At 72.7% G+C, this 24,969-nt stretch carries 24 protein-coding genes; 6 read left to right on the top strand and 18 right to left on the bottom strand.

All coding sequences use genetic code 11. From position 1 onward, the window contains the following. Positions 1–72 precede the first annotated feature (72 nt). Entirely contained in the window at positions 73–2,583 is a 2,511-nt protein-coding gene (pcrA, locus tag ACI3EY_RS12485; RefSeq protein WP_405040582.1) for a DNA helicase PcrA, read from the bottom strand. 90 nt (positions 2,584–2,673) lie between these two features. On the opposite strand from pcrA, the gene ACI3EY_RS12480 reads away from it, so the two are divergent. Genes ACI3EY_RS12480 through ACI3EY_RS12470 form a run of 3 tightly spaced genes read left to right on the top strand, consistent with a single transcriptional unit; the run spans position 2,674 to position 4,627 of the window. Then, positions 2,674–3,099 (top strand): hypothetical protein, encoded by a 426-nt coding sequence (locus ACI3EY_RS12480; RefSeq protein WP_405040581.1) that lies wholly within the window; start codon positions 2,674–2,676, stop codon positions 3,097–3,099. Continuing rightward, on the top strand, positions 3,096–3,536 hold the full coding sequence (locus ACI3EY_RS12475; RefSeq protein ID WP_405038300.1) for a hypothetical protein: 441 nt from the start codon (positions 3,096–3,098) through the stop codon (positions 3,534–3,536). The genes ACI3EY_RS12480 and ACI3EY_RS12475 overlap by 4 nt, the downstream gene beginning before the upstream one ends. Continuing rightward, on the top strand, positions 3,533–4,627 hold the full coding sequence (locus ACI3EY_RS12470) for a lysylphosphatidylglycerol synthase transmembrane domain-containing protein (protein WP_405040580.1): 1,095 nt from the start codon (positions 3,533–3,535) through the stop codon (positions 4,625–4,627). Before ACI3EY_RS12475 ends, ACI3EY_RS12470 begins: the two co-directional genes overlap by 4 nt. Here ACI3EY_RS12470 and ACI3EY_RS12465 read toward each other — a convergent pair. The 8 genes from ACI3EY_RS12465 to guaB all read right to left on the bottom strand — a co-directional run bounded on the left by ACI3EY_RS12465 (position 4,624) and on the right by guaB (position 13,632). After that, the gene (locus ACI3EY_RS12465; protein WP_405040579.1) at positions 4,624–5,421 is read right to left on the bottom strand and encodes a type 1 glutamine amidotransferase; all 798 of its coding nucleotides are present in this window, start codon (positions 5,419–5,421) and stop codon (positions 4,624–4,626) included. The genes ACI3EY_RS12470 and ACI3EY_RS12465 overlap by 4 nt on opposite strands. After that, on the bottom strand, positions 5,418–6,731 hold the full coding sequence (locus ACI3EY_RS12460) for a MurT ligase domain-containing protein (RefSeq protein ID WP_405040578.1): 1,314 nt from the start codon (positions 6,729–6,731) through the stop codon (positions 5,418–5,420). The genes ACI3EY_RS12465 and ACI3EY_RS12460 overlap by 4 nt, the downstream gene beginning before the upstream one ends. Continuing rightward, on the bottom strand, positions 6,728–8,392 hold the full coding sequence (gene guaA, locus ACI3EY_RS12455; protein WP_405038304.1) for a glutamine-hydrolyzing GMP synthase: 1,665 nt from the start codon (positions 8,390–8,392) through the stop codon (positions 6,728–6,730). The genes ACI3EY_RS12460 and guaA overlap by 4 nt, the downstream gene beginning before the upstream one ends. After that, positions 8,389–8,724 carry a DUF3817 domain-containing protein gene (locus ACI3EY_RS12450; protein ID WP_405038305.1) on the bottom strand — a complete coding sequence of 112 codons (336 nt, stop codon included), beginning with the start codon at positions 8,722–8,724 and terminating at the stop codon, positions 8,389–8,391. The genes guaA and ACI3EY_RS12450 overlap by 4 nt, the downstream gene beginning before the upstream one ends. Further along, on the bottom strand, positions 8,721–9,554 hold the full coding sequence (locus ACI3EY_RS12445; RefSeq protein ID WP_405040577.1) for an SURF1 family protein: 834 nt from the start codon (positions 9,552–9,554) through the stop codon (positions 8,721–8,723). The genes ACI3EY_RS12450 and ACI3EY_RS12445 overlap by 4 nt, the downstream gene beginning before the upstream one ends. 29 nt (positions 9,555–9,583) lie before the next feature. Further along, on the bottom strand, positions 9,584–10,945 hold the full coding sequence (locus ACI3EY_RS12440) for a YncE family protein (protein WP_405040576.1): 1,362 nt from the start codon (positions 10,943–10,945) through the stop codon (positions 9,584–9,586). Continuing rightward, positions 10,932–12,053, bottom strand: a complete 1,122-nt coding sequence (locus tag ACI3EY_RS12435; protein ID WP_405038308.1) for a GuaB3 family IMP dehydrogenase-related protein — start codon at positions 12,051–12,053, stop codon at positions 10,932–10,934. The genes ACI3EY_RS12440 and ACI3EY_RS12435 overlap by 14 nt, the downstream gene beginning before the upstream one ends. A 64-nt stretch (positions 12,054–12,117) precedes the next feature. Beyond that, a complete protein-coding gene (gene guaB / locus ACI3EY_RS12430; protein WP_405038309.1) occupies positions 12,118–13,632 on the bottom strand; it encodes an IMP dehydrogenase in 1,515 nt (504 codons plus the stop codon). Positions 13,633–13,726: 94 nt separating this feature from the next. Between guaB and ACI3EY_RS12425 the strand changes: the two genes are divergently transcribed. Beyond that, on the top strand, positions 13,727–14,035 hold the full coding sequence (locus ACI3EY_RS12425) for a WhiB family transcriptional regulator (protein ID WP_405038310.1): 309 nt from the start codon (positions 13,727–13,729) through the stop codon (positions 14,033–14,035). 96 nt (positions 14,036–14,131) lie between these two features. Here the strand turns inward: ACI3EY_RS12425 and groL are convergent, their stop codons facing one another. From groL to ACI3EY_RS12410, 3 genes are all read right to left on the bottom strand, one after another. Further along, positions 14,132–15,739 carry a chaperonin GroEL gene (gene groL / locus ACI3EY_RS12420; protein ID WP_405038311.1) on the bottom strand — a complete coding sequence of 536 codons (1,608 nt, stop codon included), beginning with the start codon at positions 15,737–15,739 and terminating at the stop codon, positions 14,132–14,134. Between the two features lie 126 nt (positions 15,740–15,865). Beyond that, a complete protein-coding gene (gene groES, locus ACI3EY_RS12415) occupies positions 15,866–16,159 on the bottom strand; it encodes a co-chaperone GroES (protein WP_405038312.1) in 294 nt (97 codons plus the stop codon). 209 nt (positions 16,160–16,368) lie between these two features. After that, complete coding sequence (locus ACI3EY_RS12410) at positions 16,369–17,634, bottom strand: phospholipase D-like domain-containing protein (RefSeq protein WP_405040575.1); 1,266 nt, start codon at positions 17,632–17,634, stop codon at positions 16,369–16,371. A 32-nt stretch (positions 17,635–17,666) separates the two neighbouring features. On the opposite strand from ACI3EY_RS12410, the gene ACI3EY_RS12405 reads away from it, so the two are divergent. After that, on the top strand, positions 17,667–18,908 hold the full coding sequence (locus tag ACI3EY_RS12405) for a THUMP-like domain-containing protein (protein WP_405040574.1): 1,242 nt from the start codon (positions 17,667–17,669) through the stop codon (positions 18,906–18,908). A gap of 9 nt (positions 18,909–18,917) precedes the next feature. Here ACI3EY_RS12405 and ACI3EY_RS12400 read toward each other — a convergent pair whose 3' ends face one another. The 5 genes from ACI3EY_RS12400 to tsaB form a co-directional block, all read right to left on the bottom strand. Then, on the bottom strand, positions 18,918–19,619 hold the full coding sequence (locus tag ACI3EY_RS12400; protein WP_405038315.1) for a potassium channel family protein: 702 nt from the start codon (positions 19,617–19,619) through the stop codon (positions 18,918–18,920). Then, positions 19,609–20,937, bottom strand: coding sequence for a TrkH family potassium uptake protein (locus ACI3EY_RS12395; RefSeq protein WP_405038316.1), 1,329 nt, complete (start codon positions 20,935–20,937; stop codon positions 19,609–19,611). The genes ACI3EY_RS12400 and ACI3EY_RS12395 overlap by 11 nt, the downstream gene beginning before the upstream one ends. A gap of 87 nt (positions 20,938–21,024) precedes the next feature. Beyond that, a complete protein-coding gene (gene tsaD, locus ACI3EY_RS12390) occupies positions 21,025–22,068 on the bottom strand; it encodes a tRNA (adenosine(37)-N6)-threonylcarbamoyltransferase complex transferase subunit TsaD (RefSeq protein WP_405040573.1) in 1,044 nt (347 codons plus the stop codon). Beyond that, positions 22,065–22,520 carry a ribosomal protein S18-alanine N-acetyltransferase gene (gene rimI, locus ACI3EY_RS12385; protein ID WP_405038318.1) on the bottom strand — a complete coding sequence of 152 codons (456 nt, stop codon included), beginning with the start codon at positions 22,518–22,520 and terminating at the stop codon, positions 22,065–22,067. Before rimI ends, tsaD begins: the two co-directional genes overlap by 4 nt. After that, the gene (tsaB, locus tag ACI3EY_RS12380; RefSeq protein ID WP_405038319.1) at positions 22,517–23,188 is read right to left on the bottom strand and encodes a tRNA (adenosine(37)-N6)-threonylcarbamoyltransferase complex dimerization subunit type 1 TsaB; all 672 of its coding nucleotides are present in this window, start codon (positions 23,186–23,188) and stop codon (positions 22,517–22,519) included. The genes rimI and tsaB overlap by 4 nt, the downstream gene beginning before the upstream one ends. 61 nt (positions 23,189–23,249) lie before the next feature. On the opposite strand from tsaB, the gene sodN reads away from it, so the two are divergent. Further along, entirely contained in the window at positions 23,250–23,648 is a 399-nt protein-coding gene (sodN, locus tag ACI3EY_RS12375; protein ID WP_434056918.1) for a superoxide dismutase, Ni, read from the top strand. A 55-nt stretch (positions 23,649–23,703) separates the two neighbouring features. On the opposite strand, the gene ACI3EY_RS12370 is transcribed toward sodN, so the two are convergent. After that, positions 23,704–24,939 carry an HD-GYP domain-containing protein gene (locus ACI3EY_RS12370; protein ID WP_405040572.1) on the bottom strand — a complete coding sequence of 412 codons (1,236 nt, stop codon included), beginning with the start codon at positions 24,937–24,939 and terminating at the stop codon, positions 23,704–23,706. Positions 24,940–24,969 lie beyond the last annotated feature (30 nt).

Below are 24,969 nucleotides of genomic sequence, written 5' to 3'. Positions count from 1 at the left end.
CTCGCGAGGAGAGCCGTCGGCGGCCTGCGCCGCACACTATCGCAGCGGTCCCCTCACCGACGGCGGGTCCCCTCAGAGGCGGACCAGGGGCGCCACCCGCACCAGCAGCCGCTTGACCCCGGCCTCGCCGAAGTCGACGTGCGCCATGGCGTGCCGACCGGTGCCCTCGACCCGGACCACGGTGCCCAGACCGAAGCTGTCGTGGGTCACCCGGTCACCGGCGCCGAGCCCGGCCAGCTGCGCCTCCTCCTCGTCGCTGCGCGCCCGTTTCGGCGCACTCCCGCGAGGGTCCAGGCGCACCGCCGGCGCGCGGCCCCCGGACCAGCCCGAGGACCAGGACAGCCCCTCGGACGCCGAGCGCCGTCCCTGCATGCTCATCCGGTCGGCGTCCGTGCGCTCCCAGCTCACCAGCTCGGCCGGGATCTCGTCGAGGAAACGGGAGGCCGGGTACCACTGCGGGGTGCCGAAGGCGGCCCGGCTGCCGGCCCGGGATAGGTGCAGCTGCTCACGGGCCCGGGTGATGCCGACGTAGGCCAACCGGCGCTCCTCCTCCAGCTCGGCGGGGTCGTCCAGGCTCCGCTGGTGCGGGAAGGTGCCGTCCTCGAGGCCGGTCAGGAAGACCACCGGGAACTCCAGGCCCTTGGCCGTGTGCAGCGTCATCAGGGTCACCTCCCCCGCGTCCTGGCCGTCGCTGCCGTCCGGGATCTGGTCGGCGTCCGCGACCAGCGAGACCTGCTCGAGGAAGTCGACGAGACCCCCCTCGGGGTAGTTGTCGTCGAACTCCCGCGCGACCGTGACCAGCTCGGTGAGGTTCTCCACCCGCGTCTCGTCCTGCGGGTCGTGGCTGGCCCGCAGCTCGGCCAGGTAGCCGGTCCGCTCCAGCACCGCTTCGGTGAGCTCGCCGAGACCGGTGTCCGGCGCCGCGGCGAGCTCGCCCAGCTCCTCGAGCAGCCGGGTGAAGCCGGTGATCGCGGTGACCGACCGGGAGGCGATCCCGGGGGCGTCGCCGGCCCGGCCCAGCGCCGCGACGAAGGCGATCCGCTCCCGCTCGGCCAGCACCCCCACCGCCGCCACGGCCCGGTCCCCGATCCCCCGCTTGGGGGTGTTGAGGATACGCCGCAGGTTCACGTCGTCCGCCGGGTTGGCGAGCACCCGCAGGTAGGCGAGCGCGTCCTTGATCTCGCGCCGCTCGTAGAATCGGGTGCCGCCGACGACCTTGTACGGCAGCCCGGTGCGGACCAGCACCTCCTCCAGGGCCCGGGACTGCGCGTTGGTGCGGTAGAAGACCGCCACGTCACCCGGTCGCACGCCGCGCTCGTCGGCGAGCTGGTCGATCCGGCGCACCACGAAGGAGGCCTCGTCGTGCTCGCTGTCGCCGACGTAGCCCACGATGGGCTGCCCGGCGCCCTCGTCGGTCCACAGGCGTTTGTCCCGACGCTGGGGGTTCCGGGCGATCACCGCGTTGGCCGCCGACAGGATGGTCGCGGTGGAGCGGTAGTTCTGCTCGAGCAGGATGGTCCGGGCCTGCGGGTAGTCCTCCTCGAACTCCACGATGTTGCGGATCGTGGCCCCACGGAAGGCGTAGATGGACTGGTCCGCGTCGCCGACGACGCAGAGCTCGGCCGGTGGCAGCGCACGGGTCCCCCCGTCCACGATGTCCCCCTCGAACCCGACCAGCTCGCGCACCAGGGCGTACTGGGCGTGGTTGGTGTCCTGGTACTCGTCCACCATCACGTGCCGGAAGCGGCGACGGTAGTGCTCCCGGACCGCGGGGAAGGCGCGCAGCAGGTGCACGGTGGTGGTGATGATGTCGTCGAAGTCGAGCGCGTTGGCGGCCCGCAGCCGCCGCTGGTAGGAGGTGTACGCCTCGGCGACCTTCTGCTCGTAGGTGTTGCCGCCGACCTGCGCGGCGAAGTCCTCCTCGTCGACCAGCTCGTTCTTGGCGGAGGAGACCTTCGCCAGGAAGGCACGCGCCGGGTAGCGCTTCGGGTCCAGGTCGAGGTCCCGGATGACCAGGCCCATCAGCCGCTGGCTGTCGGCGGCGTCGTAGATGGAGAAAGAGGACTTCAGACCGACCGTCTGGGCCTCCCGGCGCAGGATCCGCACGCAGGCCGAGTGGAAGGTGGACACCCACATCGCCTTCGCCCGCGGCCCGACCAGGGCCTGCACCCGCTCCCGCATCTCGGCGGCCGCCTTGTTGGTGAAGGTGATCGCCAGCACCTGCCCGGGGTGCACGTGCCGGCGCTCGAGCAGGTAGGCGATCCGGTGGGTGAGCACCCGGGTCTTGCCCGAGCCCGCGCCGGCCACGATCAGCAGCGGGCTGCCCTCGTGCCGCACCGCCTCCTGCTGCGGCTCGTTCAGCCCGGCGAGCAGCTCCTGCACGGACGGGCCCCGTCGGCCGCGCGCCGCGGGGCCGGTGTCCCCGCCGCCCTCCGGGTCGTCGCCGGAGACGGCCCAGGACGGCACCCCCCGGGCGTCGACCTGTCCCCCGTGCGCCTCGTGCCCCGCGTGCCCACTGGCCGCGGAGGTACCCATCGAGGGGACGGGCTGGTCAAAAGGAAGGTGGTCGAAGACGCCGCTCATCGTCCACCCATCCTAGGCAGCCGCACCGACGTCGCCGCCCCCCTGCGTGCCCGTTCGGTCGCGCAGGCCCCGGACACCTACCCTGGAGCCGTGAACCACGACGTCCTGGCCGGTGCTGCCACGTCCGGCGGTTCCTCGGCATACCTGGACGCGCCGACGCTGGGCCTGCTGGTGGGGGGGCTGCTGGTGGCTCTCGTCTGCCTGGTCGCGGGTCTCAACGGACGGCCCCCGGGGCGGTTCACCGTCGGCCTGAGCTGGGTGCTGCAGGCCGCGGTCGTCGCCTACTGCGCGGCCTACCTGGGGCGTCAGCTGGGTGGGGCGAGCCCGGTGGGACCGGCGTGGGAGCTGTGGGCCTACCTGGTCACCATCCTGCTGCTGCCCGCCCTCGGGCTGATCTGGGCACAGCAGGAGCCCACCCGGTGGAGCACCTTCGTGCTGGCCGTGGCCGCCTTCGTGGTGGCCGTGATGGGCGCCCGCACCGCCCAGATCTGGTATGGCGTCGGGACCGGCCTGTGAGGCAGCCCACCGCGGACCCCGGTGACCGGCGGCACGGGCCGGGGCGGGTGATCCTGGCCCTGTACCTGATCTTCGTCATCGGCACCGTCTCCCGTTCCGCAGCCCAGATCTCCACCCGCTGGGAGCAGGCGCCGCTGGCCTACGCGCTGTCCGCCGTGGCGGCCGCGATCTACCTGGTGGCGCTGGTCTCGTTGTCGCTGCGCGGAACCCGGGCCTGGTGGGTGAGCCTGGTCGCGCTGTCGGTGGAGCTGGCCGGGGTCCTGGTGGTGGGCACCTGGAGCTACCTGGCACCGCAGATGTTCCCGGACCAGACGGTGTGGAGCCACTTCGGCCAGGGCTACCTGTTCATCCCGCTGGTGCTGCCCGCGGTGGGCCTGTGGTGGCTGCTCGGGTCCGCCGGGGCACGGGCCGGGTCAGCGGCCAGGGAGCCGCGATGACGGCGGGGCGGCCAGGGGTCTCGACCGGACCGGATGTCGATGTCGGTGGCGATGTCGACACCGATCCCACGCTGCGACGGTTCCGCCGGCGCGACGTCGCCAGCTCGGCCGTGGGGATGGTGATCGCAGGGCTTCTCATCGCCTACGGGCTGCCCTACTTCCTGGACACCTCGTGGGCACAGATCTGGGCGCAGCTGTCCCGGGTCCGCCCGGGCACCGCGGTGCTGATGGGGGTGCTGCTGCTCGCCGGCCTGGTCAGCTACACCTGGGTGCTGGTCGGGTCCCTGCCCGGGCTCGGCCACGTGCAGGCGCTCAAGGCGAACGCCGTGTCCGCCACCATCGCCAACCTGGTGCCGCTGGGGGCGGCGCTGGGGCTGGGGGCGACGGTGCTGATGTACCGCTCCTGGGGCTTCGCGAAGCGGGAGATCTCCAGCTCCCTGATGGTGACCGGGCTGTGGAACGTGCTGGCCCGGATCGCGCTCCCGGTCATCGGCTGCCTGGTGCTGGTCGCCGGGCCGATCGAGGCGCCCGACGTGGTGGTGCGCGGGGCCTTCGTCGCCGGTGGCATCGGGGCGGCCCTGGTGGTCGTCTCGGTCCTGGTCGTGCACTCCGACCGGGTCGCCGCGCTGATCTCCTCGCTGCTGCGCGTCCTGCTGACCCCGGTGCGCCACCGGGTGCGTCGAGGTCGGGGGGTCGACCACCTGATCAGTGACCAGCGACGGCGGCTGGAGAGCGTGGTCCGCTCCGGTGGCCTGCTGATGACGCTGGGCATGGTGGGCCAGTTCGTGCTGCTCTTCGGGCTCTATCTCGTCGCCGCCCGGGTGGTCGGCCTGGACCTGCCGCTGGCCGAGCTCATCTGCGCTTACACCTTCCGCCAGCTGCTCACCGTGGTCGCGGTGACCCCGGGAGGCCTGGGGATCACCGAGGTGGGCACCGCCGGTCTGCTGGTCCTGCTCGGCGGGGACCCGGGCGCGGCGTCGGCCACCGCCCTGCTGTACGCGATCTACGCGCACCTGCTGGTGGTGCCCTTCGGGCTGGCCGCCCTGGCGTCCTGGTGGGCCGGGCCCGGCCGGGCCGCGGTCCGGACCTAGCCGGCGGTGCGCAGCAGCCTGCGCACCTGGGCCTGGTGCGCCCGGTGCGCGAGGGTGTCGTCCACCTCACCCGGCACCCACTCACCGGTGGCCCGGCGCGCCGCCAGCGCCAGAAGCCCGTCGGCGAGGCCGGGGTTGGCCGGCAGGATCGGGCCGTGCAGGTAGGACCCGATGACGTGCCTGGTCCGTGCCCCCTCGGTGCCGTCCGTGCCGTTGTTGCCCTGGCCGTGCCGGACCCGCCCGAAGCTCTCCTGCCCCTCCCCCAGGACGGTGGACCCGGAGTGGTTCTCGTAGCCGACCACGGGGCCGAAGGAGGTCTCCAGGACGACCGGCCCGATCATCCGGGTGGCGTTGCCACGGGTGGTGACGTCCAGGATGCCCAGGCCCGGCAGCCGTTGCCCCTCGACGGTGATGAACGCCTCGCCGAGCAGCTGGTACATCCCGCAGATCATCAGCATCGGCACCCCGTCGGCCGCCAGGGCGCGGAGCCGGTCGGCGTGCCGGGCCAGGTCGTCGGTCACCCGTACCTGCCCGCTGTCCTGGCCACCGCCGCCGAGGATGATGTCGGCGCGCTCCGGCCACCGGGCGCCCGGGTGGTGGTCGTGCACCACCGGCGTGTACCCGTGCCAGCGCAGCCGGGCCGCGAGGCACCGGGTGTTGCCCAGGTCGCCGTAGATGCTCATCTCCCGCGGGTACAGATGGACCAGGTGCACCTCGCCCTTGTCGGCGGGCACGTCCGCCATCGCCGCGACGTCGTCGGGCAGCGCGACGGCCACCCCTTGCTGCTCGGTCATGGCTGCGGGTCCTCTCCGAAACGGGCCAGGCCGAAACGGTCACCCAGCCGGCGGCGCAGCTGCATCATGGCGGTGTAGGTGCAGAAGATCCGGCTGGGTCGCCCGGTGTTCTGGGCCAGGAAGCGGTCCAGGGCGGCGTCCAGGTCCGGCTCGACGCCGTCGACCTCCACCCCGTCGTAGCGCAGCCGCAGGGCCATGTCCCAGGCGCGCACCCCCGAGGTGAGCGTCACCCCCTGCCCGCGCAGCGACTCGAAGGACACGTCGTACAGCCAGGAGACGTCCCGCCCGTCGGCGTAGTTGTCGTTGATGGCGACCATGGTGCTCACCGGCTCGGAGCCGTAGGTGCCCAGCGCCACCGTGAACCCGGCGGGGTTCTTGACCAGCACCAGCTCCAGCGGCGCACCACCGGCGTCGATCACCTCGCCCCGGCCGAACGGCGGGGAGACGGTCGACAGCGCCTGCGCCGCCCGCTCCGCGGAGAAGTCCGCCCCGAGCAGCTGCCGGGCCATCGCGCTCGCGGCGGTGGCGTTGATCATCGCCGCCAGCCCCCGCTGCCGCAGCTGCAGCGGGCCCACGTCGGCGATGCCCTCCCCCGGGAACCGCACGGTGAGGGTGCGGCCGTCGTCGGCCGGCAGCAGCAGGGCGTCCTCGTCACCGGGCTCCGGGCGCTCCTGCGCCGCCTCGAAGCGGACGTCCGCCTCCTGCAGCTCGGGGAGCCGGTCCGCGATGCTCGGGTCCACCCCGAACCAGTCGACCTGCACGCCCGGCGCGGCGTGGTCGCGGATCCGGGAGATGAAGGAGTCGTCGGCGTTGAGGACGAGCCCCCGGCTGGTCGCCGAGGCCAGCGTGGTGAGCAGCCGGGCGGTGTGGTCGATCTCGGCGAAACGGTCCAGCTGGTCCCGCGCGACGTTCAGCAGCAGGGCGTGCTCCGGAGGGACCTGGGCGGCGAAGTGCAGCGCGTGCGCCTCGTCCAGCTCCACGACCGCGATGTCCGCGCGCAGCCGGCCGCTGAGACCGACCTCCCCCAGCAGCGAGGAGATGACCCCGCGGGTGAAGTTCGAACCGGTGGGGTTGGTGAAGACCTCCAGGTCGTGCGCCCGCAGCAGCGCCACCAGCATCTTGGTGGTGGTGGTCTTGCCGTTGGTGCCGCTGACCACGACCACCCCCCGGGGCAGCGATCCCAGGGTGTGCGCCAGCACCTTCGGGTCGATCCGCTCCGCGACCAGCCCGGGCAGGGCGGACCCGCCGCCGCGCAGCCGGGACGCCACCCGCGCCGCCTTGCCGGCCGCGAGCGCGAGCGTGGTCCTCACTCCCACTCGATCGTCCCGGGTGGCTTGCTGGTCACGTCGAGGACCACCCGGTTGACCTCCTCGACCTCGTTCGTGATCCGGGAGGACACCCGAGCCAGCACCTCGTAGGGCAGCCTCGTCCAGTCGGCGGTCATCGCGTCCTCGGAGGAGACCGGGCGCAGCACCACCGGGTGACCGTAGGTCCGCCCGTCGCCCTGCACCCCGACCGAGCGCACGTCGGCCAGCAGCACCACCGGGCACTGCCAGATCTCCCGGTCCAGCCCCGCCGCGGTCAGCTCCTCCCGGGCGATGGCGTCCGCCCGGCGGAGCACGTCGAGCCGGTCACCGGTCACCTCGCCGATGATGCGGATGCCCAGCCCCGGGCCGGGGAACGGCTGTCGCCAGACGATGCCCTCGGGCACCCCGAGCTGCAGGCCGACCTGGCGCACCTCGTCCTTGAACAGCGAGCGCAGCGGCTCGATGAGCTGGAACTGCAGGTCGTCCGGCAGGCCGCCCACGTTGTGGTGGCTCTTGATGTTGGCGGCGCCGCTCCCGCCGCCGGACTCCACCACGTCCGGGTAGAGGGTGCCCTGCACCAACCAGCGCACCGGGTGCTCGCCGTCCTCGCGGGCGCCGCCCTGCTGCGCGCCGTCCTGCTGACCCTCGCCGGACCCATCGGCGGGCCGGTCGACACGGGGCGCGTGCGCGGCGACGATGTCGCGGGCCGCCTGCTCGAAGACGCGGATGAACTCGCGTCCGATGATCTTGCGCTTCTCCTCCGGGTCGCTGACCCCGGCCAGCGCGTCCAGGAAGCGGTCCCTGGCGTCGACGACCACCAGGTCGACCCCGGTCGCCGCGACGAAGTCGGTCTCCACCTGCTCGGCCTCCCCCTGCCGGAGCAGCCCGTGGTCGACGAAGACGCAGGTGAGCTGGTCCCCGACCGCCCGCTGCACGATGGCGGCCGCCACCGAGGAGTCGACGCCACCGGACAGCCCGCAGATCACGTGGTCGGCACCGATCTGCTCACGTGCCTGCTCCACCAGCCGTTCGGCCACGTTCTCGCTGGTCCACGACCCGGACAGCCCCGCCCCGTGGGTGAGGAAGTTGCTCAGCACCTGCTGCCCGTGGGCGGAGTGCAGCACCTCGGGGTGCCACTGCACCCCGTAGAGACGCCGCTCGTCGTCCTCGAAGGCGGCGACCGGGGCGCCGTCCGTGCGGGCGGTGACCGCGCACCCGTCCGGGGCCTCGGTGACCGCGTCGCCGTGCGACATCCAGACGACCTGCTGCTCCGGCTGCCCGGTGAAGAGGGTGCTCGGCGCACCGGCGACGGAGGCGTCGGTCTGGCCGTACTCACGACGACCCGTGCGCGCGACGGTGCCGCCGAGCGCCTGCGCCATCACCTGGAAGCCGTAGCAGATCCCCAGCACCGGGACCCCGGCGGTGACGACCGCTTCGTCCAGCGCGGGGGCGCCGGGCGCATACACCGAGGCGGGTCCCCCGGAGAGGATGATCGCGGCCGGCTCCTTGGCGAGCATCTCCTCGGCCGGCATCGTGTGCGGCACCACCTCGCTGTAGCAGTCCGCCTCGCGGACCCGGCGGGCGATGAGCTGGGCGTACTGGGCGCCGAAGTCGACGACCAGCACCGTTTCCGGCCGGCGGCCGAGCGGGGGTGCTGAGGTCACGCGACAACCCTACCGGCGTCGGATCCGCGGGCCTCGATCCGGGCGCGGGCGTCGCGCGCCACCCGGTGCTCGACCCAGAACGACAGGAAGGGTATGCACCCGGCGAGCATCACGCCCACCATCCTGCCCAGGCTCCACCGCAGCTCGAACCCGAGCAGCGCGGTCGCCACCAGGTAGACCATGTAGACCCACCCGTGCGGGGAGGGCCACCACTCCAGGGCACCGTTGTCGAAGCCGTAGCGCAGCACCATGTGCACCACCAGCAGCAGCAGGCCGACACCCACCACGAAGGCCATCAGGCGGAAGAACGTGAGCTTGGCACGGGGGCTCATGAGGTGGGCTCCTTCACGGGGGCGGTCGATGTCGAGGTCACGGTATGCGCCGCGCCGGTCGGTCCCGGACCGTGCCCGTCGGCAGGGTCGGCAGGGTCGGCCGGCTCGCGCGGGTCGCGGGAAGCGTCCCGCAGGAAGCGGACGTACATGTAGACGGCGAAGACGGCGAAGACGAACCACTGCATCGCGTAGCCGACGTTGCGCCAGACGATCCCGCTCTCGCCGAAGACCGGGGGCGGGACGAGCGTCAGCTCTTCGGTCGCCGGCGGCGGGTCCTGCTCGACCAGGAACAGGAAGGCGTTGTAGATCGGCTCGTCCCAGTCGTTGGCCAGGTCGGCGGTGTCGATCGCCCCCCGTTGACCCTCAGGCAGGTCGACGGGGCCCGGGGACTCCCCCGGGGCCAGCGTGCCGAGGACGGACACCTCGCCGGCCGGCGGCGGGGTGGCCTGCGCGGGGTCGGTGACGAAGCCGCGCAGCACCGGCAGCAGCGCCGGCTCACCGGAGGCCTCCGTGCGCAGCGGGGTGACCACCCAGTAGCCGGACTGGCCCTCGAGCAGCCGTCCCGGGACGAGGAACTGCAGCTCTGCCCGGTAGCTGCCGTCGGCACCGACCGACCGGCCGGCCCCGTCGTCGGGGAACGTCTGGTGCGGGGCGGTCACCTGCCCCAGCTCCGCCGTCGGTCGCGCCGCCTGCCGCTCGGCCATCTCGCGGGAGGCCTGGTTCGAGCTCACCCCCAGCTGCCACATCCCCAGCTGGTAGAAGGAGACCACCACGGCCACCAGCACCCCCAGCAGGAGCAGCCAGGCGGGTCTGAGGGCGGTCCGGATCACCCTTCCAGGGTAGGTGACGCGGCTGGACGTCAGAGCAGGGTGCTCTGGTCGTCGAAGACGTAGATGCTGCCGCCGTAGCAGGCGACCCAGACGGTGTTCGTGACCGGGTCGTAGTCGATCCCGATCGGGTTGGCGTCCACCGGCACGGTGTCGATGACCTCCATGTCGGAGGTGCGGACCTTGGCCACCGAGGCGTCGTTGTAGTTCACCACGTAGAGCGCCTTCTCGTCCGGGGAGAGGGTGACGCTGCGGGGCTCCAGCCCGGGCTGGACCTGGTCGACGATCTCGTCGGTGCTGGTGTCGATCTTGAAGATCGTGTTGCCGGCGCTGGTGGTGAGGTAGAGGGTGCGGCCCTCGTCGGCGAGGTTCAGGTGCCGCGGTCGCAGCGCCGTGCTCATCACGACCTCGGCGCTGCCCTCCTCGAGGTCGAGCTTGTAGAGCTGCTCGGCATACATCGCCACCGCGTAGGCGGTCCTGTTGTCGGGCATGATGACGATGCCCCGGGGTGCCGCCGACAGCGGGATGACGCCGACCTCCTCGGCCTTCTCGGTGTCGATGACCGAGATGGTCTCGTCGCACCAGTTGCTCACCAGCAGCCGTGACTGGTCCGGGCTGATCGCCAGGTACTTGGGCACCGCGCCGACCCCGATCACCTGGTCCCAGTCCATCTCCTGCGCGTCGAAGCGGTAGACGAACGAACGTCCGACGCCGCTGTCCCGGGTGCAGGCGTCGAAGCCCTCGACGCCGAAGTTCTCGCCGTACATCGTGTACTGCGAGACGTAGGCGTAGCGCCCGTCCTCGGTCCAGACCGCCTCCACCGGCGACCCCTTCGAGGTGCCCGGGTGCCCCTCGATCCCGAAGTCGGCCAGCTCCAGGGAGTCGTCCAGCACCGCGACCTGCTCCCGGGTCCGGCTGTCGAAGACGGTCGAGGTGTGGCTGTACATCATGTTGTTGGCGATCATCAGCCCGTGCCCGGAGGCCATCACCGACTTCGGTGTGAGCCCGCCGGTGAGGTAGTCGACCTGCTCCAGGGCGGTGGTGTCGCTGGCGTGCTCGGGGTCGCCGGGCTGCTGCTGCCAGAACTCGGCCTCGGCCTCCGTCGTGGGGTCGCCGTCGCCGTTGCCGTCGTCCTCGGTCGAACCCTCGGCGGTCTCGGCGTCTCCGTCGCCGGAGTCCTCGGCATCCCCGGCGTCGTCGGTCCCGGACGCAGCAGCCTCGCCGTTCTCCTGCGCGGCCGGTGCGGCGGCACCGTCGCCGCCGCCGAGGACCCGGGTCAGACCCCACCCGACGACGAGCAGGGCGACCAGCAGTCCGATCAGCACCACCCGGCGGCGACGCACGTGGACCGGGTCCTGGCTGACGGTCATCGACCCGTGCTCAGCGTTCGCCATAGGGAGCCACCACCACCTCGACGCGCTGGAACTCCTTGAGGTCCGTATACCCGGTGGTCGCCATGGCGTGGCGCAGGGCGCCCATCATGTTGGTCGTGCCGTCGGCGGTCCGGGCCGGGCCGACGAGGACCTCCTCCAGGGTCCCGACGGTGCCCACGTGCACCTTCTCCCCGCGCGGCAGCTCCGGGTGGTGGGCCTCGCTCCCCCAGTGGAACCCACCGCCGGGGGCCTCCTGCGCCCGCGCCAGGGCCGCGCCGAGCACGACCGCGTCGGCACCGCAGGCGACGGCCTTGACGAGCTCGCCGGAGACGCTGGTGCCGCCGTCCGCGATGACGTGCACGTAGCGGCCCCCGGACTCGTCCAGGTAGTCGCGGCGGGCGGCGGCCACGTCCGCGATGGCCGTCGCGAACGGGGCGTGGATGCCGAGGGCGGTGCGGGTGCGGTGCGTGGACCCACCACCGAAGCCGACCAGCACGCCGGCCGCCCCGGTCCGCATCAGGTGCAGTGCGGCCGTGTAGGTGCTGGCGCCACCGACGATCACCGGGACGTCGAGCTCGTAGATGAAGCGCTTGAGGTTGAGCGGCTCCTGCCGGCTGGAGACGTGCTCGGCCGAGACCGTGGTGCCCCTGATCACGAAGAGGTCGACCCCGGCGTCGACCACCGCCTTCCAGTACTGCTGGGTGCGCTGCGGGGAGAGGGCACCGGCCACGGTGACCCCGGCCTGGCGCACCTGGCGCAGCCGCTCGGTGATGAGCTCCGCGCGGACCGGCGCGGCATACAGCTCGCGCATCCTGGCGGTCGCCGCCTCACCCTCCAGCGCCGCGATCTCGGCGAGCGCGTCGGTGGGGTCGTCGTAGCGGGTCCACAGCCCCTCGAGGTCCAGGACGCCGACCCCGCCGAGCCGGCCGATCGCGATCGCGGTCGACGGGGAGACCACCGAGTCCATCGGTGCCGCGATCACCGGGAGCTCGAAGTGGTAGGCATCGATCTGCCAGCTGATCGAGACGTCCTCCGGGTCACGGGTCCGCCGCGACGGCACCACCGCGATGTCGTCGAAGGAGTACGCCCGACGGCCTCGTTTTCCGCGTCCTATCTCGATCTCGCTCACCGGGTCAGGCTACCTGCCGCGGCGGCTCCTCCCGGCCGTGACCCGCCCTGCGGGCACGGGTTCCTCAGCCGTAGTTGGGGGCCTGGGCGGTCATCTCGATGTCGTGCGGGTGGGACTCCTGCAGGCTGGCCTGGGTGATCCGCACGAAGCGACCCCGCTCTCGCAGCTCGGGCACCGAGCGGGCACCCACGTAGAACATCGCCTGCCGCAGCCCGCCTGCCATCTGGTGCACCACGGCGCTGGCCATGCCCCGGTAGGCGACCTTGCCCTCGACCCCCTCGGGGACGAGCTGGTCGTCGCTGGCCACCTCCGCCTGGAAGTAGCGGTCCTTGGAGAAGGAGGCCTTGCCGCGCGAGCTCATCGCGGCCAGCGAGCCCATCCCGCGGTAGCTCTTGAACTGCTTGCCGTTGACGAAGATCAGCTCCCCCGGGCTCTCCTCGCAGCCGGCCAGCATCGAGCCCATCATCACCGACTCGGCGCCGGCGACCAGCGCCTTGGCGATGTCGCCGGAGTACTTCATCCCACCGTCGGCGATCACCGGGACGTCCGCCTCCCGCGCCACCCGGTATGCCTCGTGCACCGCGGTCAGCTGCGGCACCCCGACCCCGGTCACCACCCGGGTCGTGCAGATGGCCCCGGGGCCGACCCCCACCTTCACCGCGTCCGCCCCCGCCTCGACGAAGGCGGCGGCACCGGCGCCGGTCGCGACGTTGCCGCCCACCACCTGGACGTGCCGGGTGGCGGGGTCGCTCTTCAGCCGGCGGACCATGTCGGTGAGCATCCGCACGTGACCGTGCGCGGTGTCGGCCACCAGCACGTCCACCCCCGCGTCCACCAGGGTGGTGGCCCGCTCCCAGGCGTCACCGAAGTAGCCGATCGCGGCGCCGACGAGCAGCCGTCCCTGAGCGTCGTTCGAGGCGAACGGGTACTGCTCGCTCTTGACGAAGTCCTTGACGGTGATGAGCCCCTGCAGCCGGCCCTCCTCGTCCACCAGCGGCAGCCGCTCGCGCTTGTGCGCCCGCAGCACGGCGGTCGCCTCCTCCCGGCTGACGTCCGCCGGGGCGGTCACCAGCGGCGTCGGGGTCATCACGTCGCGGACCAGGGTCCGGTCCCACTCGGCGACCGGGGTGAAGCGCAGGTCGCGGTTGGTGCAGATGCCGAGCAGGTGGCCACCCTCGTCGACGACCGGGAGCCCGGAGACGCGGTACTCGCCGCAGACGTGGTCAAGGTCCTCCAGGGTGGCGTCCGGGCCGATCGTCACCGGGTTCGTGATCCGACCGGTCTGGGTGCGCTTGACCAGGTCCACCTGGTAGGCCTGGTCCTCGATCGAGAGGTTGCGGTGCAGGATCCCGATGCCCCCCTGGCGCGCCATCGCGATCGCCATCCGGGCCTCGGTGACGGTGTCCATCGCCGCCGACACCAGCGGCAGCCGCAGGGAGATCTCCCTCGTCAGCCGGCTGGTGGTGTCGATCTCGTCCGGGGAGAGGTCGGTCTCCCCGGGCAGCAGGAGCACGTCGTCGTAGGTCAGCCCGAGGGTCGCGAAGGGGTCGTGCGGGCCGGGGGTGTCACCGGAGGTCATGGTCCGAGTCTAGGCGTGGGCGGCTGTTCGTCCGTGGGCAGGAGGGCACAGTACGATCGGTCCGTCCGTGTCCCTCCGAGAGGAGCCCCTTCCCGTGGCTGACAGTGCACACCAGCCGGGTCCCGTCGCGGACCTGTGGGAGTGGCAGTTCGAGGGGGCCTGCCGGACCACCAGCCCCGAGGTCTTCTTCCATCCCGAGGGTGAGCGCGGCCCCGCCCGGCGCCGCCGGGACGAGCGGGCCAAGACCGTGTGCGCCGGCTGCCCGGTGCTGCAGCGGTGCCGCACGCACGCCCTCACGGTCCGGGAGCCCTACGGGGTCTGGGGCGGGATGACCGAGGAGGAGCGGGCAGCCCACTACGAGCAGGAGGACGCGGCACCGCCGCGCCGGCACCCCGGGGGCTGATCCCCGGCAGCCGCGGCCGACACCCGGCCCGGCACGAAGCAGGCCCGGCAGGAACGTGATGTTCCTGCCGGGCCTGCGTCGTGCAAGGGGCTCAGCTCAGTGGCTGTGCCCGTGGCTGTGGCCCTCGTCGTCGTCCTCGGGCTTGTCCACGACCAGGGTGTCCGTGGTGAGCACCATGGCGGCGATCGAGGCCGCGTTGCGCAGCGCCGAACGGGTGACCTTGACCGGGTCGATGACGCCGGCGGCGAACAGGTCGCCGTACTCACCGGTCGCCGCGTTCAGGCCGTGGCCCACGCCCATCTCGGCCACCTTGGTGGTCGCGACGTAGCCCTGCAGACCCGCGTTCTCCGCGATCCAGCGCAGCGGCTCGGCCACCGAGCGGCGGACGACCGCGGCACCGACGGCCTCGTCACCGGACAGGTCCAGGTCGTCGACCGCCGAGGCGGCGTGCACCAGGGCGGACCCGCCACCGGCGACGATGCCCTCCTCGATGGCCGCGCGGGTCGCCGAGACGGCGTCCTCGATGCGGTGCTTCTTCTCCTTGAGCTCCACCTCGGTGTGGGCACCGACCTGGATGACGCAGACGCCGCCGGCGAGCTTGGCGATCCGCTCGGCGAGCTTCTCCTTGTCCCAGTCGGAGTCGGACGCGGCCGACTCGGCCTGCAGCTGGGCCACCCGGTCCTGGACGGCCTGCGCGTCGCCGTTGCCCTCGACGATGGTCGTGGTGTCCTTGGTGGAGACGATCCGGCGGGCGCTGCCGAGCACCTCGAGGCCGACCGAGTCCAGGGACAGCCCGACCTCCTCGGCGACGACCTGGCCACCGGTGAGGATGGCCATGTCCTGCAGCATCGCCTTGCGGCGGTCACCGAAGCCCGGCGCCTTGATCGCGACGGCGTTGAACGTGCCGCGGACCTTGTTGACCACCAGGGTCGACAGGGCCTCGGCCTCGACGTCCTCGGCGATGATCAGCAGCGGCTTGCCCTCGCCGACGACCTTCTCCAGCAGCGGGAGCAGGTCGGCGACCTTGGAGATCTTGCCCTGGTGCAGCAGCACGAGGGCGTCCTCCAGGACGGCCTCCATCCGGTCGGTGTCCGTCACGAAGTACGGCGAGAGGTAGCCCTTGTCGAACTGCATACCCTCGGTGAAATCGAGCGCCATCGCAGTGGTCGAGGACTCCTCGACGGTGATGACGCCGTCCTTGCCGACCTTGTCGAAGGCGTCGGCGATGAGCTCGCCGATCTCCGGGTCCTGGGCGGACAGCCCGGCCACCTGGGCGATCTCGTCGCGGCCCTCGAGCTCGCGCGCGGTCTCCAGCAGGCGGTCGTTGATGGCCGTGACGGCGGCGTCGATGCCGCGCTTGAGACCCGAGGGGGCGGCGCCGGCGGCCACGTTGCGCAGGCCCTCCTTGACCATGGCCTGGGCCAGCACGGTGGCGGTGGTGGTGCCGTCGCCGGCGACGTCGTTGGTCTTGGTCGCGACCTCCTTGGCCAGCTGGGCCCCGAGGTTCTCGTACGGGTCCTCCAGCTCGACCTCACGGGCGATGGTCACGCCGTCGTTGGTGATGGTGGGGGCGCCCCACTTCTTGTCCAGGACGACGTTGCGGCCCTTCGGGCCGAGCGTCACCTTGACGGCGTTGGCCAGGGCGTCGACGCCCCGCTCCAGCGACTTGCGCGCCTTGTCGTTGAACTCCAGCTGCTTCGCCACAGGCGGACAGCTCCTTTCGAGGTATGTGTGATGGTGCGTCACTCATGCGCACGCCCCGGACACCGGTGGTCGGCGGCCGGGGCGGGCACGGTCAGTCGTGGTGTCCGACGGACAGCCGGGGGGCTGTCAGCCGACGATGGCGAGCACGTCGCGCGCCGAGAGGACGAGGAACTCCTCGCCCGAGTACTTCACCTCGGTGCCGCCGTACTTGCTGTAGATGACGCGGTCGCCCACGGTGACGTCCATGGGGACGCGGTTGCCGTTGTCGTCGATACGGCCCGGTCCGACCGCGAGGACCTCGCCCTCCTGGGGCTTCTCCTTCGCGGTGTCCGGGATGACGAGGCCGGAGGCGGTGGTCTGCTCGGCCTCGACGGCCTTGACGACGATCCGGTCCTCGAGCGGCTTGATGGAAACCGACACGGTTACCTTCCCTTTCCTGGGCCGACCGGCGCACCGGTCGGGATGGTCTGTGCTGCGTGGTCGTCACTCCACCGCTGGCGCCCACCGCCGTCGCGGGGGTCGGTCAGCGCTCGCGGCTGGCACTTGCGTGCCGAGAGTGCTAGGTCGAATCTAGGCAGGCACCTGGCACTCGGTCAAGCCGAGTGCCAGCGCGTCGCGGACCCGGGGCCTCAGACCAGCACCTGCAACGGCTGCAGGAAGCGCTCCACGACACGGTGGTGCAGCCCGCGCTCCTCCCACTCCCCCAGGGTGAGCTCGCGGCAGTAGCCGAGGTCGGTGCGGAAGATCTGCTCCATCTGGGCCGCCTGCGCCCGGTCCACGATCTCGAGGTTGATCTCGTAGTTGCCGAGCATCGAGAGCCGGTCGATGTTGGCGGTGCCGATGGTGGCCCACTCGCCGTCCACGGTCATCGTCTTCGCGTGCACCATGACGTCCTGGTAGAGGAAGAGGCGTACCCCGCCCTCGAGCAGGGTGGTGTAGTAGGACCGCGCGACCACGTCGGCGACCACGTGGTTGGAGCGCTCGGGCATGACCACCCGGACGTCGACACCGCGAGCGGCCGCGGTCAGCAGCCCGTGCAGGATCTCCTTGTCCGGGATGAAGTAGCCCTGGGTGATCCAGATCCGCTGCACCGCCCGGTCGATCGCCTCCAGGTAGAGCGCGCGGACCGGGTAGCTGGCCCGGCTGGGCTCGTTCCGGGCGGCCCGGACGGTGGTCTCCCAGTCGGGGGTGCCGGTGTCCGGCAGGACGGGGCGGCGCGCGCCGCGGTGCCGGTTCCAGAAGTCGACGAAGGCGTTCTGCAGCTCCCAGACCGCACGCCCGGTGACGCGCACGTGGGTGTCCCGCCAGCTGGTGGCGTACAACGAGCCGATGTTGTAGCCGCCGACGAAGCCCTCCCGCCCGTCCACGACGAGGATCTTGCGGTGGTCCCGGCCGGAGGCGCGGAAGTCGATGATCGGCAGCGTGGTCCGCAGCACCGGGAAGTGCAGCACGTGCACCCCCTCCGGGAACCGCTGGAACTCCCGGGGGACGACCAGGTTCGCGAAGCCGTCGAAGACCAGGCAGACCAGCACGCCCCGCTCGGCGGCCCGCAGCACGGCTTCCTTGAAGTCCTGACCGACGTCGTCGCCCTTCCAGATGTAGGAGGCGAGGTAGACGTAGTCACGTGCGCCGTCGATCGCGGCGATCATGTCGTCGTAGAGGTACCGGCCGTAGGTGTAGGTGGTGACCTCCGCCCCGTTCACCTCGATCGTCGTCGGGTCCTGGACCGGGGCGTCCCGCTCCTCGTGGTCACGCCGCTTGCGCAGCGCGTCGGCCGCGGTGATCCCCGCGGCCAGCGTCAGCTGGCCGGCCACCACGGCCCCGGCACCGGCCATCGCCCAGCGTCGGCCCCGGCGCAGCAGCCGACGGTACTTGCGGGGAAGGAGTCGGGACATGCCGACAACCTACCGGCCCGCAGAATGGGGGGATGAGCGACCACCTCCCGGCCGACCTGCTGCGGCGCCTGCAGGACGGCGTCGGGGCCGAGCTGCTCGCCGCCCTGCCCCCCTACCGGGAGGGTGAGGCGCTGCGCCTGGCCCAGCGGCTGCGCGGCGAGGGCCACGACCCGGAGCTGGTGGCAGCGGCCCTCACCCAGTCGCGGCTGCGCGCCCGCGCCCGGCCCCGCCTCGGCGACCTGGTCGACGACCTGCTGCTGACCGCCGACGGGGCGGAGCAGGCCACCCGGCCGCCGGTGGCGGCCCGTCGGGCCGCGAGGCTGGCCGGCTCCGGGGTGGAGCACGTGCACGACCTCGGCTGCGGCCTCGGGCTGGACGCGCTCGCCCTGGCGGAGGCCGGGCTGGCGGTGACGGCGGTCGAGTCCGACCCGACCGTGGCCGCCGCCGCCCGGGCCAACCTGTCCGCCCACCCCGGGGTCCGGGTGGTCGAGGGCGATGCCGACGAGGTCACCGTCCCGCCCGACCAGGGTGCCTTCCTGGATCCCGCCCGCCGTACGCCCGGGCTCGCCGACGCCAGCGGTCGAACCCGCCGGCTGACCCGGCTGGAGGACCTCTCCCCCTCCTGGTCACGGGTCCAGCAGGTGGCTGGGCAGGCCCGGGCGACCGTGGCCAAGCTCTCCCCCACCTTTCCCCGGGGGCAGGTGCCGGAGGGGACCCTGGCCGAGTGGGTCTCGCTGGACGGGGACGTGGTCGAGTGCACGCTGTGGTGGGGTGGCGCCGTCGACTCCCCGGGCCGTGCGGCCGTCATCGGCCGTTCCGGCCCCGCCGGGGTGGTCTGGCACGAGGTGCCCGCGCCGGCCGGTGCGCCGGCCGACCGGCTGGACAGCGAGGTCGACCTGCAGCCCTGGATCGCCGAACCGGACCGCGCGGTGCTCGCCTCGGGGCTCACCCACGCGCTGTCGCACGCCTGCGGGGGCAGGGAGCTGGACACCGGCACCGGCTACGTCACCGCCCCCACGCCGGTCGACCTGCCGTGGGCGCGCTGGTATGCCGTCCGCGAGGTGCTCCCGCTGCACCCTAAGGCGGTGCGCGCCTGGCTCCGGTCCCGGTCGGTGGCCTCGCTCACCGTGAAGAAGCGGGGGGTGCGGACCGACCCGGAGGCGTTCCGGCGCGACCTGCGGCTGCCCCGTCGACCGACCGGTGACCAGGACGTGACACTGGTCCTGACCAGCGTGGCCGGCACCCCGCGGGCACTGGTCGTCGAGCCCCGGTGAGCTCGCCGGTCAGCGTCGCGTCCGGCTCCGGGGCAGCGCCACGAAGCGCTCGACGTCGGCGATCCGCCCGGAGACCACCAGCTCGTCACCCTGCTCGACCACCGTCTCCGGCACCGCGTAGGTGAAGGCCTCTCCGGGTCGCTTGAGGCCAACCACGGTGATGGTGTGCCGCGAGCGCACGGCCGACTCGGCCAGGGTGCGGTCCCACGTCTCCACCGGGGCCAGGCACCGGGCGATGGCGAACTCGTCCTCGAACTCCAGGTAGTCCGCCACGCCGTCGGTGACCATGTGCGCGATCCGCTGGCCCATCACGTACTCCGGGTAGATGACGTGGGTGGCGCCGATGCTCTGCAGGATCTTGCCGTGCTTACGGGTGATCGCCTTGGCGTAGATCTGGTCGACACCGGCCTCGCTGAGGGTGATCACGCTGAGCACGCTGGCCTCGATGTCGGAGCCGATCGCCACCACCGCCCGGTCCACGCCCTCGACACCCAGCTGGCGCATCGCCTCGCCGTCGGTGGCGTCGGCCGTCGCGGCATGGGTGACCTCGTCGGCATACCGCTGCACCCGGCGTTCGTCGGTGTCGATGGCCAGCACCTGGACCCCCTGCCGGACGAGGGACTCGCACACGGCGGTGCCGAACCGGCCCAGCCCGACCACCAGCACGGTGGGGGCGGACTGCTCGGGACCGCGCTTCTTCCTAGCCAACAATGGGTCGCTCCTCGGGGAGTCGGTAGTGGCGGTGGCGTGTGTTGAGGGCCAACGCGGCCGCCACCGTGATCGGGCCGAGCCGGCCCAGGAACATGAGCACCATCAGCAGGACCTGCCCCGAGGCCGGGACGGCCGCCGTGATGCCGGTGGACAGGCCGACGGTGGCGAAGGCGGAGATCACCTCGAAGCCCAGGTCCAGCGCCGGCAGGTCGGTGAGGATCATCATCAGCACGGTGGCGGAGATCACCAGGCCGACCGCCAGCAGCGCCACCGAGAGCGCCTGCCGCTGGACCGCGGCGCCGATCCGTCGACGACCGATGACCACGTCCGGCTCACCGCGGACCTCGGACCAGATGACCGCGGCCAGGATGAGGAAGGTGGTCACCTTGATCCCCCCGGCGGTCCCGGCGCTGCCGCCGCCGATGAACATCAGGATCATCGTGATCGCCTGGGTCTCCTCGGTCACCGCGCCGTAGTCGACACCGTTGAAGCCGGCGGTCCGCGGGAACAGCCCGCCGCCGAGCGCGCCGACCGCCCGGCCGCCGAGGGACTGGCCGGCCATCGTCCCGCTCGCACCCGACTCGAAGACCCAGAAGGCGGCGACACCGATCACCATCAGCAGCACCGACCCCCACACCGTCAGCCGGGTGTGCACCGTCCAGGTCCGTGGCCGGCGTCCGCGCAGCAGCTCCTTCAGCACCGGGAAACCCAGGCCCCCCAGCACCAGGGCGACGCACAGCGGTCCGATCACCCAGATGTCCTGCGCGAAGCCGATGACACTGTCGGCGTAGAGCGCGAAACCGGCGTTGTTGAAGGCGGAGACGGAGTGGAAGAGCCCGTGCCACAGGGCCCGGTCCCAGGCGTAGTCGTAGCCCAGGCGGAACCGGAGCGTGAGGGCGACGAAGACCACCCCCTCGATGACGAGCACCAGCCGCAGCATCCGGCCCACGATGCCGCGCACGTCCCCCAGCGACCGGCTGTGGGTGTCCGTCTGGGCGGCCAGCGAGGTGCGCAGCCCCAACCGCCCGCGGACGGTCAGCGCGATGAGCGTGGCCAGGGTCATCACCCCGAAACCGCCGATCTGGATGAGCACCAGGATCACCGCCTGACCGAAGGGTGACCAGTAGCTCGCGGTGTCCACGGTGACCAGGCCGGTGACGCACAGCGCCGAGACGGTGGTGAAGGCCGCGACCAGCAGGTCGCCGGAACCGGACGGGGTGTAGGCCACCGGCAGCAGCAGCAGGGCGGTCCCCACGAGCATCACCAGCAGGAAGCCCAGGGTCACCATGCGGGCCGGGTGGGCCAGGATCACACGCACGAGGTACCACTGTCCGCCTCGGGGGTCACCTCGGCAAGGCGACGCGGCGTGAGGGTGGTCACACCCGGACCGTCGTCCCCTCCGGCGTCAGAGCCGCACCTGTCCCACCGGCAGCGAGGAGTCGGTGGGCAGGTCCAGGCGGGAAGCGTGCCGGCCCCTGGCCACCACCTGGGCACCCAGTGCCGCGACCATCGCCCCGTTGTCCGTGCACAGTGCCGGGCGGGGCACCCGCAGCCGGATGCCCGCCGCCGCGCACCGCTGCTCGGCGACCGCCCGCAGCCGGCTGTTCGCGGCCACCCCACCGCCGATCAGCAGGTCGGTGACCCCGTGCTCGGCGCAGGCGGCCACCGCCTTCGCGGTGAGCACGTCGACGACCGCCTCCTGGAAGGAGGCGGCGACGTCCGCGACGGGGATCGGCTCCCCGGCGGCCTCGCGCACCTGGACCCAGCGCGCCACCGAGGTCTTCAGCCCGGAGAAGGAGAAGTCGAAACGGTGCCTGTGCAGGTCCCGGCCGGTGGTCAGCCCGCGCGGGAAGGTGATGGCCCGCGGGTCGCCGTCGGCGGCCACCCGGTCGATGTGCGGGCCCCCGGGGTAGGGCAGCCCGAGCACCCGGGCCACCTTGTCGAAGGCCTCCCCCGCGGCGTCGTCCAGGGTGTGCCCCAGCGAGGTGATCCGCTCGCTGATGTCGTCAACGCGCAGCAGGTTGGTATGTCCGCCGCTGACCAGGAGGGCGACGGTCGGCTCCGGGAGCGGACCGTGCTCGAGCACGTCGACCGCCACGTGCGCGGCCAGGTGGTTCACCCCGTAGATCGGGACCCCGAGTCCCAGGGCCAGCGCCTTCGCGGCGGCCACCCCGACGATCAGGGCGCTGGCCAGCCCCGGACCGGCCGTCACCGCGACCGCGTCGACGTCCCGCAGGCGGACGCCGGCCTCGCGGCACGCCCGGTCGATGGTCGGGACCATGGCCTCCAGGTGCGCCCGGCTGGCCACCTCGGGCACCACGCCGCCGAAGCGCGCCTGCTCCTCCACGCTGCTGGCGACGGCGTCGTGCAGCAGCGTGGAGCCCCGGACCAGGGCCACCCCGGTCTCGTCGCAGCTCGACTCGATCCCCAGGATCAACGGTTCGCTCATGTCAGCTCCTTGCGCAGGACCAGCGCGTCGACACCCCCGGGGTAGTACCCCGGGCGGGTCCGGATGAGGCGGTAGTCCCGGCTCAGGTAGAGCCGGTGCGCCACCGTGTTGTCGGCGCGCACCTCCAGCAGCATGCTGGTGGCGTCCGCGTCCCGAGCCAGCCCGTGCAGCTCCTCGAGCAGGCAGGCCCCCAGGCCCCGTCCCCGCGCCGCCGGGTGCACGGCCAGGGTCATCACGTCCGCCACCTCCCCCGTCAGGTCCAGCCCGGCGTGGGCCAGCACCCCGGAGCCGTCGGTAGCGACCAGGTAGTGGCGCCGCGGACGCGCCGCCAGCTCCGCCCAGAGGGTGGCCTCGCTCCACGGGTCGTCGAAGGCGGCGCGCTCCACCTCGCCCATCGCGGGGATGTCGCGCCAGCCCGCCTCGCGCACCGTCATACCGGGTGGGCCGCTCACGACCCCGCCATCGCGACCGCGTCCGGGCGGCGCAGGTAGAGCGGCACCGGGGGCAGCAGTGCCGACCCGGCGTCGGGGTGCGCGTTCCGCCGCAGGGCCGCGGCGAGGTCGGCCAGGGCCCCCGGCGACAGGTCCACCGGTCCGTCGGCCAGCGGGTTCGGCAGGGCCTCGGGATACAGCTCCGGGCCCCTGCCCAGCGTCGGCAGCCGACGCAGCGTCTCCGGCAGGTCCTGGGCGCGGGCGACGCCCGGACCCTCGACCCGGCGGGCCCACCCGTCCTCGAGCCGGTAGCGCGCCCAGTACACCTCCTTGCGGCGGGCGTCGGTGGCGACCAGCAGCTCGCCCTGGTGGCGGTCGACGACCTGGTGGGCGAGGGCGTCCAGCGAGCAGATCCCCTGCGGCGCGTCCAGGTCCTGGGTGCGGGCCAGCACCAGCGCCGTCACCACCCCCACCCGCAGACCGGTGAACGGACCCGGCCCGACACCGCAGACGACGGCGGTGAGGTCGGCGGGTCCGGCCCCGACCTGGGCGAGCACGTCGGCGACCGCCGGGGCCAGCAGCTCGGCGTGCCGTCGCACGTCGTGCGCCACGTGCTCGGCCAGCACCCGATCCCCGTCGTGCAGGGCGGCGCCGACGGTCCCGGTGGCGGTATCGATCGCGAGCAGCACCCGCTCAGGCTACCGTTGGGGGTGTTGGAGCCCTGCCCGACCCACGCATTAAGGATGGCTGATGTTCACTCTCTTCGCCCCCACCATCGAGGTCAGCGCGCACTGCGACCTGCCCTGCGGTGTCTACGACCCCGCTCAGGCACGGATCGAGGCCGAGTCCGTCAAGGGGATCTGCGAGAAGGTCGCCGGCAACGACGACCCCGACTTCCGCACCCGCGCCATCGTCATCAAGGAGCAGCGCTCGCAGCTGGTCAAGGAGCACCTGTGGGTGCTCTGGACCGACTACTTCAAGCCGCCGCACTTCGAGAAGTACCCCGAGCTGCACGGTCTCGTGAACGAGGCCACCAAGCTCGCCGGTGCCTCCGGCACGAAGGGCGAGTTCGACGTCGCCCGGGCGGACGAGCTGCTGGCCAAGATCGACCGGATCGCCGAGATCTTCTGGGAGACCAAGAAGGCCTGAGCCCGCTCACGCCTGCTGACGCAGGGCCGCCCCGCCGTCGCGGGGCGGCCCTGCGTCATGTGCGGAGCAGAGCACCCTGGGCGGGTGAGAGCACCCCTCGACGCTCGAGCTGCCGGACGAGGGCGTCCACCACCAGCGGGTCGTACTCGTGCGGCGTGCTGCGCTGGATCCGGTCCAGCGCCTTGATCGGGCTGCCGCCGCCGGTCAGCCGGGTCGCCCGTCCGGTGAGGTCGTCGTAGGCGGAGACCACCCGCAGGATCCGGGCCACCACCGAGACGTCCCCGCGTTCCAACGCCCGGTGGTGGGACACCCCGACGTCCGCGACCACCGTGGCCAACCGGGAGAGCTCCGCGGTGCGGGCCAGGATCGCGGAACCGATGGCGGCGATCTGGCGCTGGTCACGGCCGGAGACCTCGACGGTGGCCCCTCCGGGCACCGGCCTGGACAGCCCTACCTGACCGATGTCGTGCAGCAGGGCAGCGGCCTCCACGTCGGGGAGGTCGGCGCCCTCGACGCCCAGCTCGCGGGCCACCGGGACCGCCAGGGCGGCCACCCGGGCCCCGTGCCCGACCGCGGTCAGCCCGGCCTCCTCGGGCAGCCGGGCCAGGGCGAAGACCGTCTGTCGCTGGGCCAGCCGGATCCGCCGCTGCCGGGCCACCGCCGGCTGCAGCACCAGCAACGGCACCAGGGCGATGAGCAGACTGGCCGGGCCCAGGTGGCTCAGCGCCAGCGCCATCACCACCGCGGTGGACGCGGTCGCCAACGCCACCGGGCCGTGCCGGCCCACGTCCACCACGATGCTGGTGCGCAGCGGCTCGTGGCCCCCCAGGCCGCGTCGCACGGCACGCAGCAGCACCGGCGCGGTCACCGCGACGACCGCGACCGCCAGCAGCATCAGGGCGGTGACCACAGGGCCCCCGTGCGGGGTCCCGGTGCGCTCGATCAGGGTCTGATCCCCCGGCAGCGGCAGCCGGACCAGCAGACCGGCGAGGACCACCGGCAGGACCAGCCGGGTCAGGTCGTGGCGCAGGTGGCGCAGGTGGCGACGGGTGAGCGCGACGACGAGCACGGCGGTCGTGGAGAGCAGCAGCGGCCCGACGAGGCCACCGACGCCCCCTGGGTCCGGGGCGCCGGCCGCCAGCGGCGTCCACGCGGTGGCCATCGCCAGGGCCACCGCGGTCGACTGGGACAGCGGCGCCTCGCCCACCGGTCCAGGTGAGGCGATCCGCCACATCTCACCGACGACCATGATGACGAGGGCCACCAGGGCGATCCCCCAGGTCAGCATCATCGGCGTCCTCCTCGTGCAGGGGTGCTACGC

Source organism: Serinicoccus shuyuelongi, from assembly GCF_045032955.1.
Lineage (GTDB): Bacteria > Actinomycetota > Actinomycetes > Actinomycetales > Dermatophilaceae > Ornithinicoccus.
Note: the sequence above shows the minus strand (reverse complement) of the source record. Positions and strands in the feature narration are given on the sequence as shown.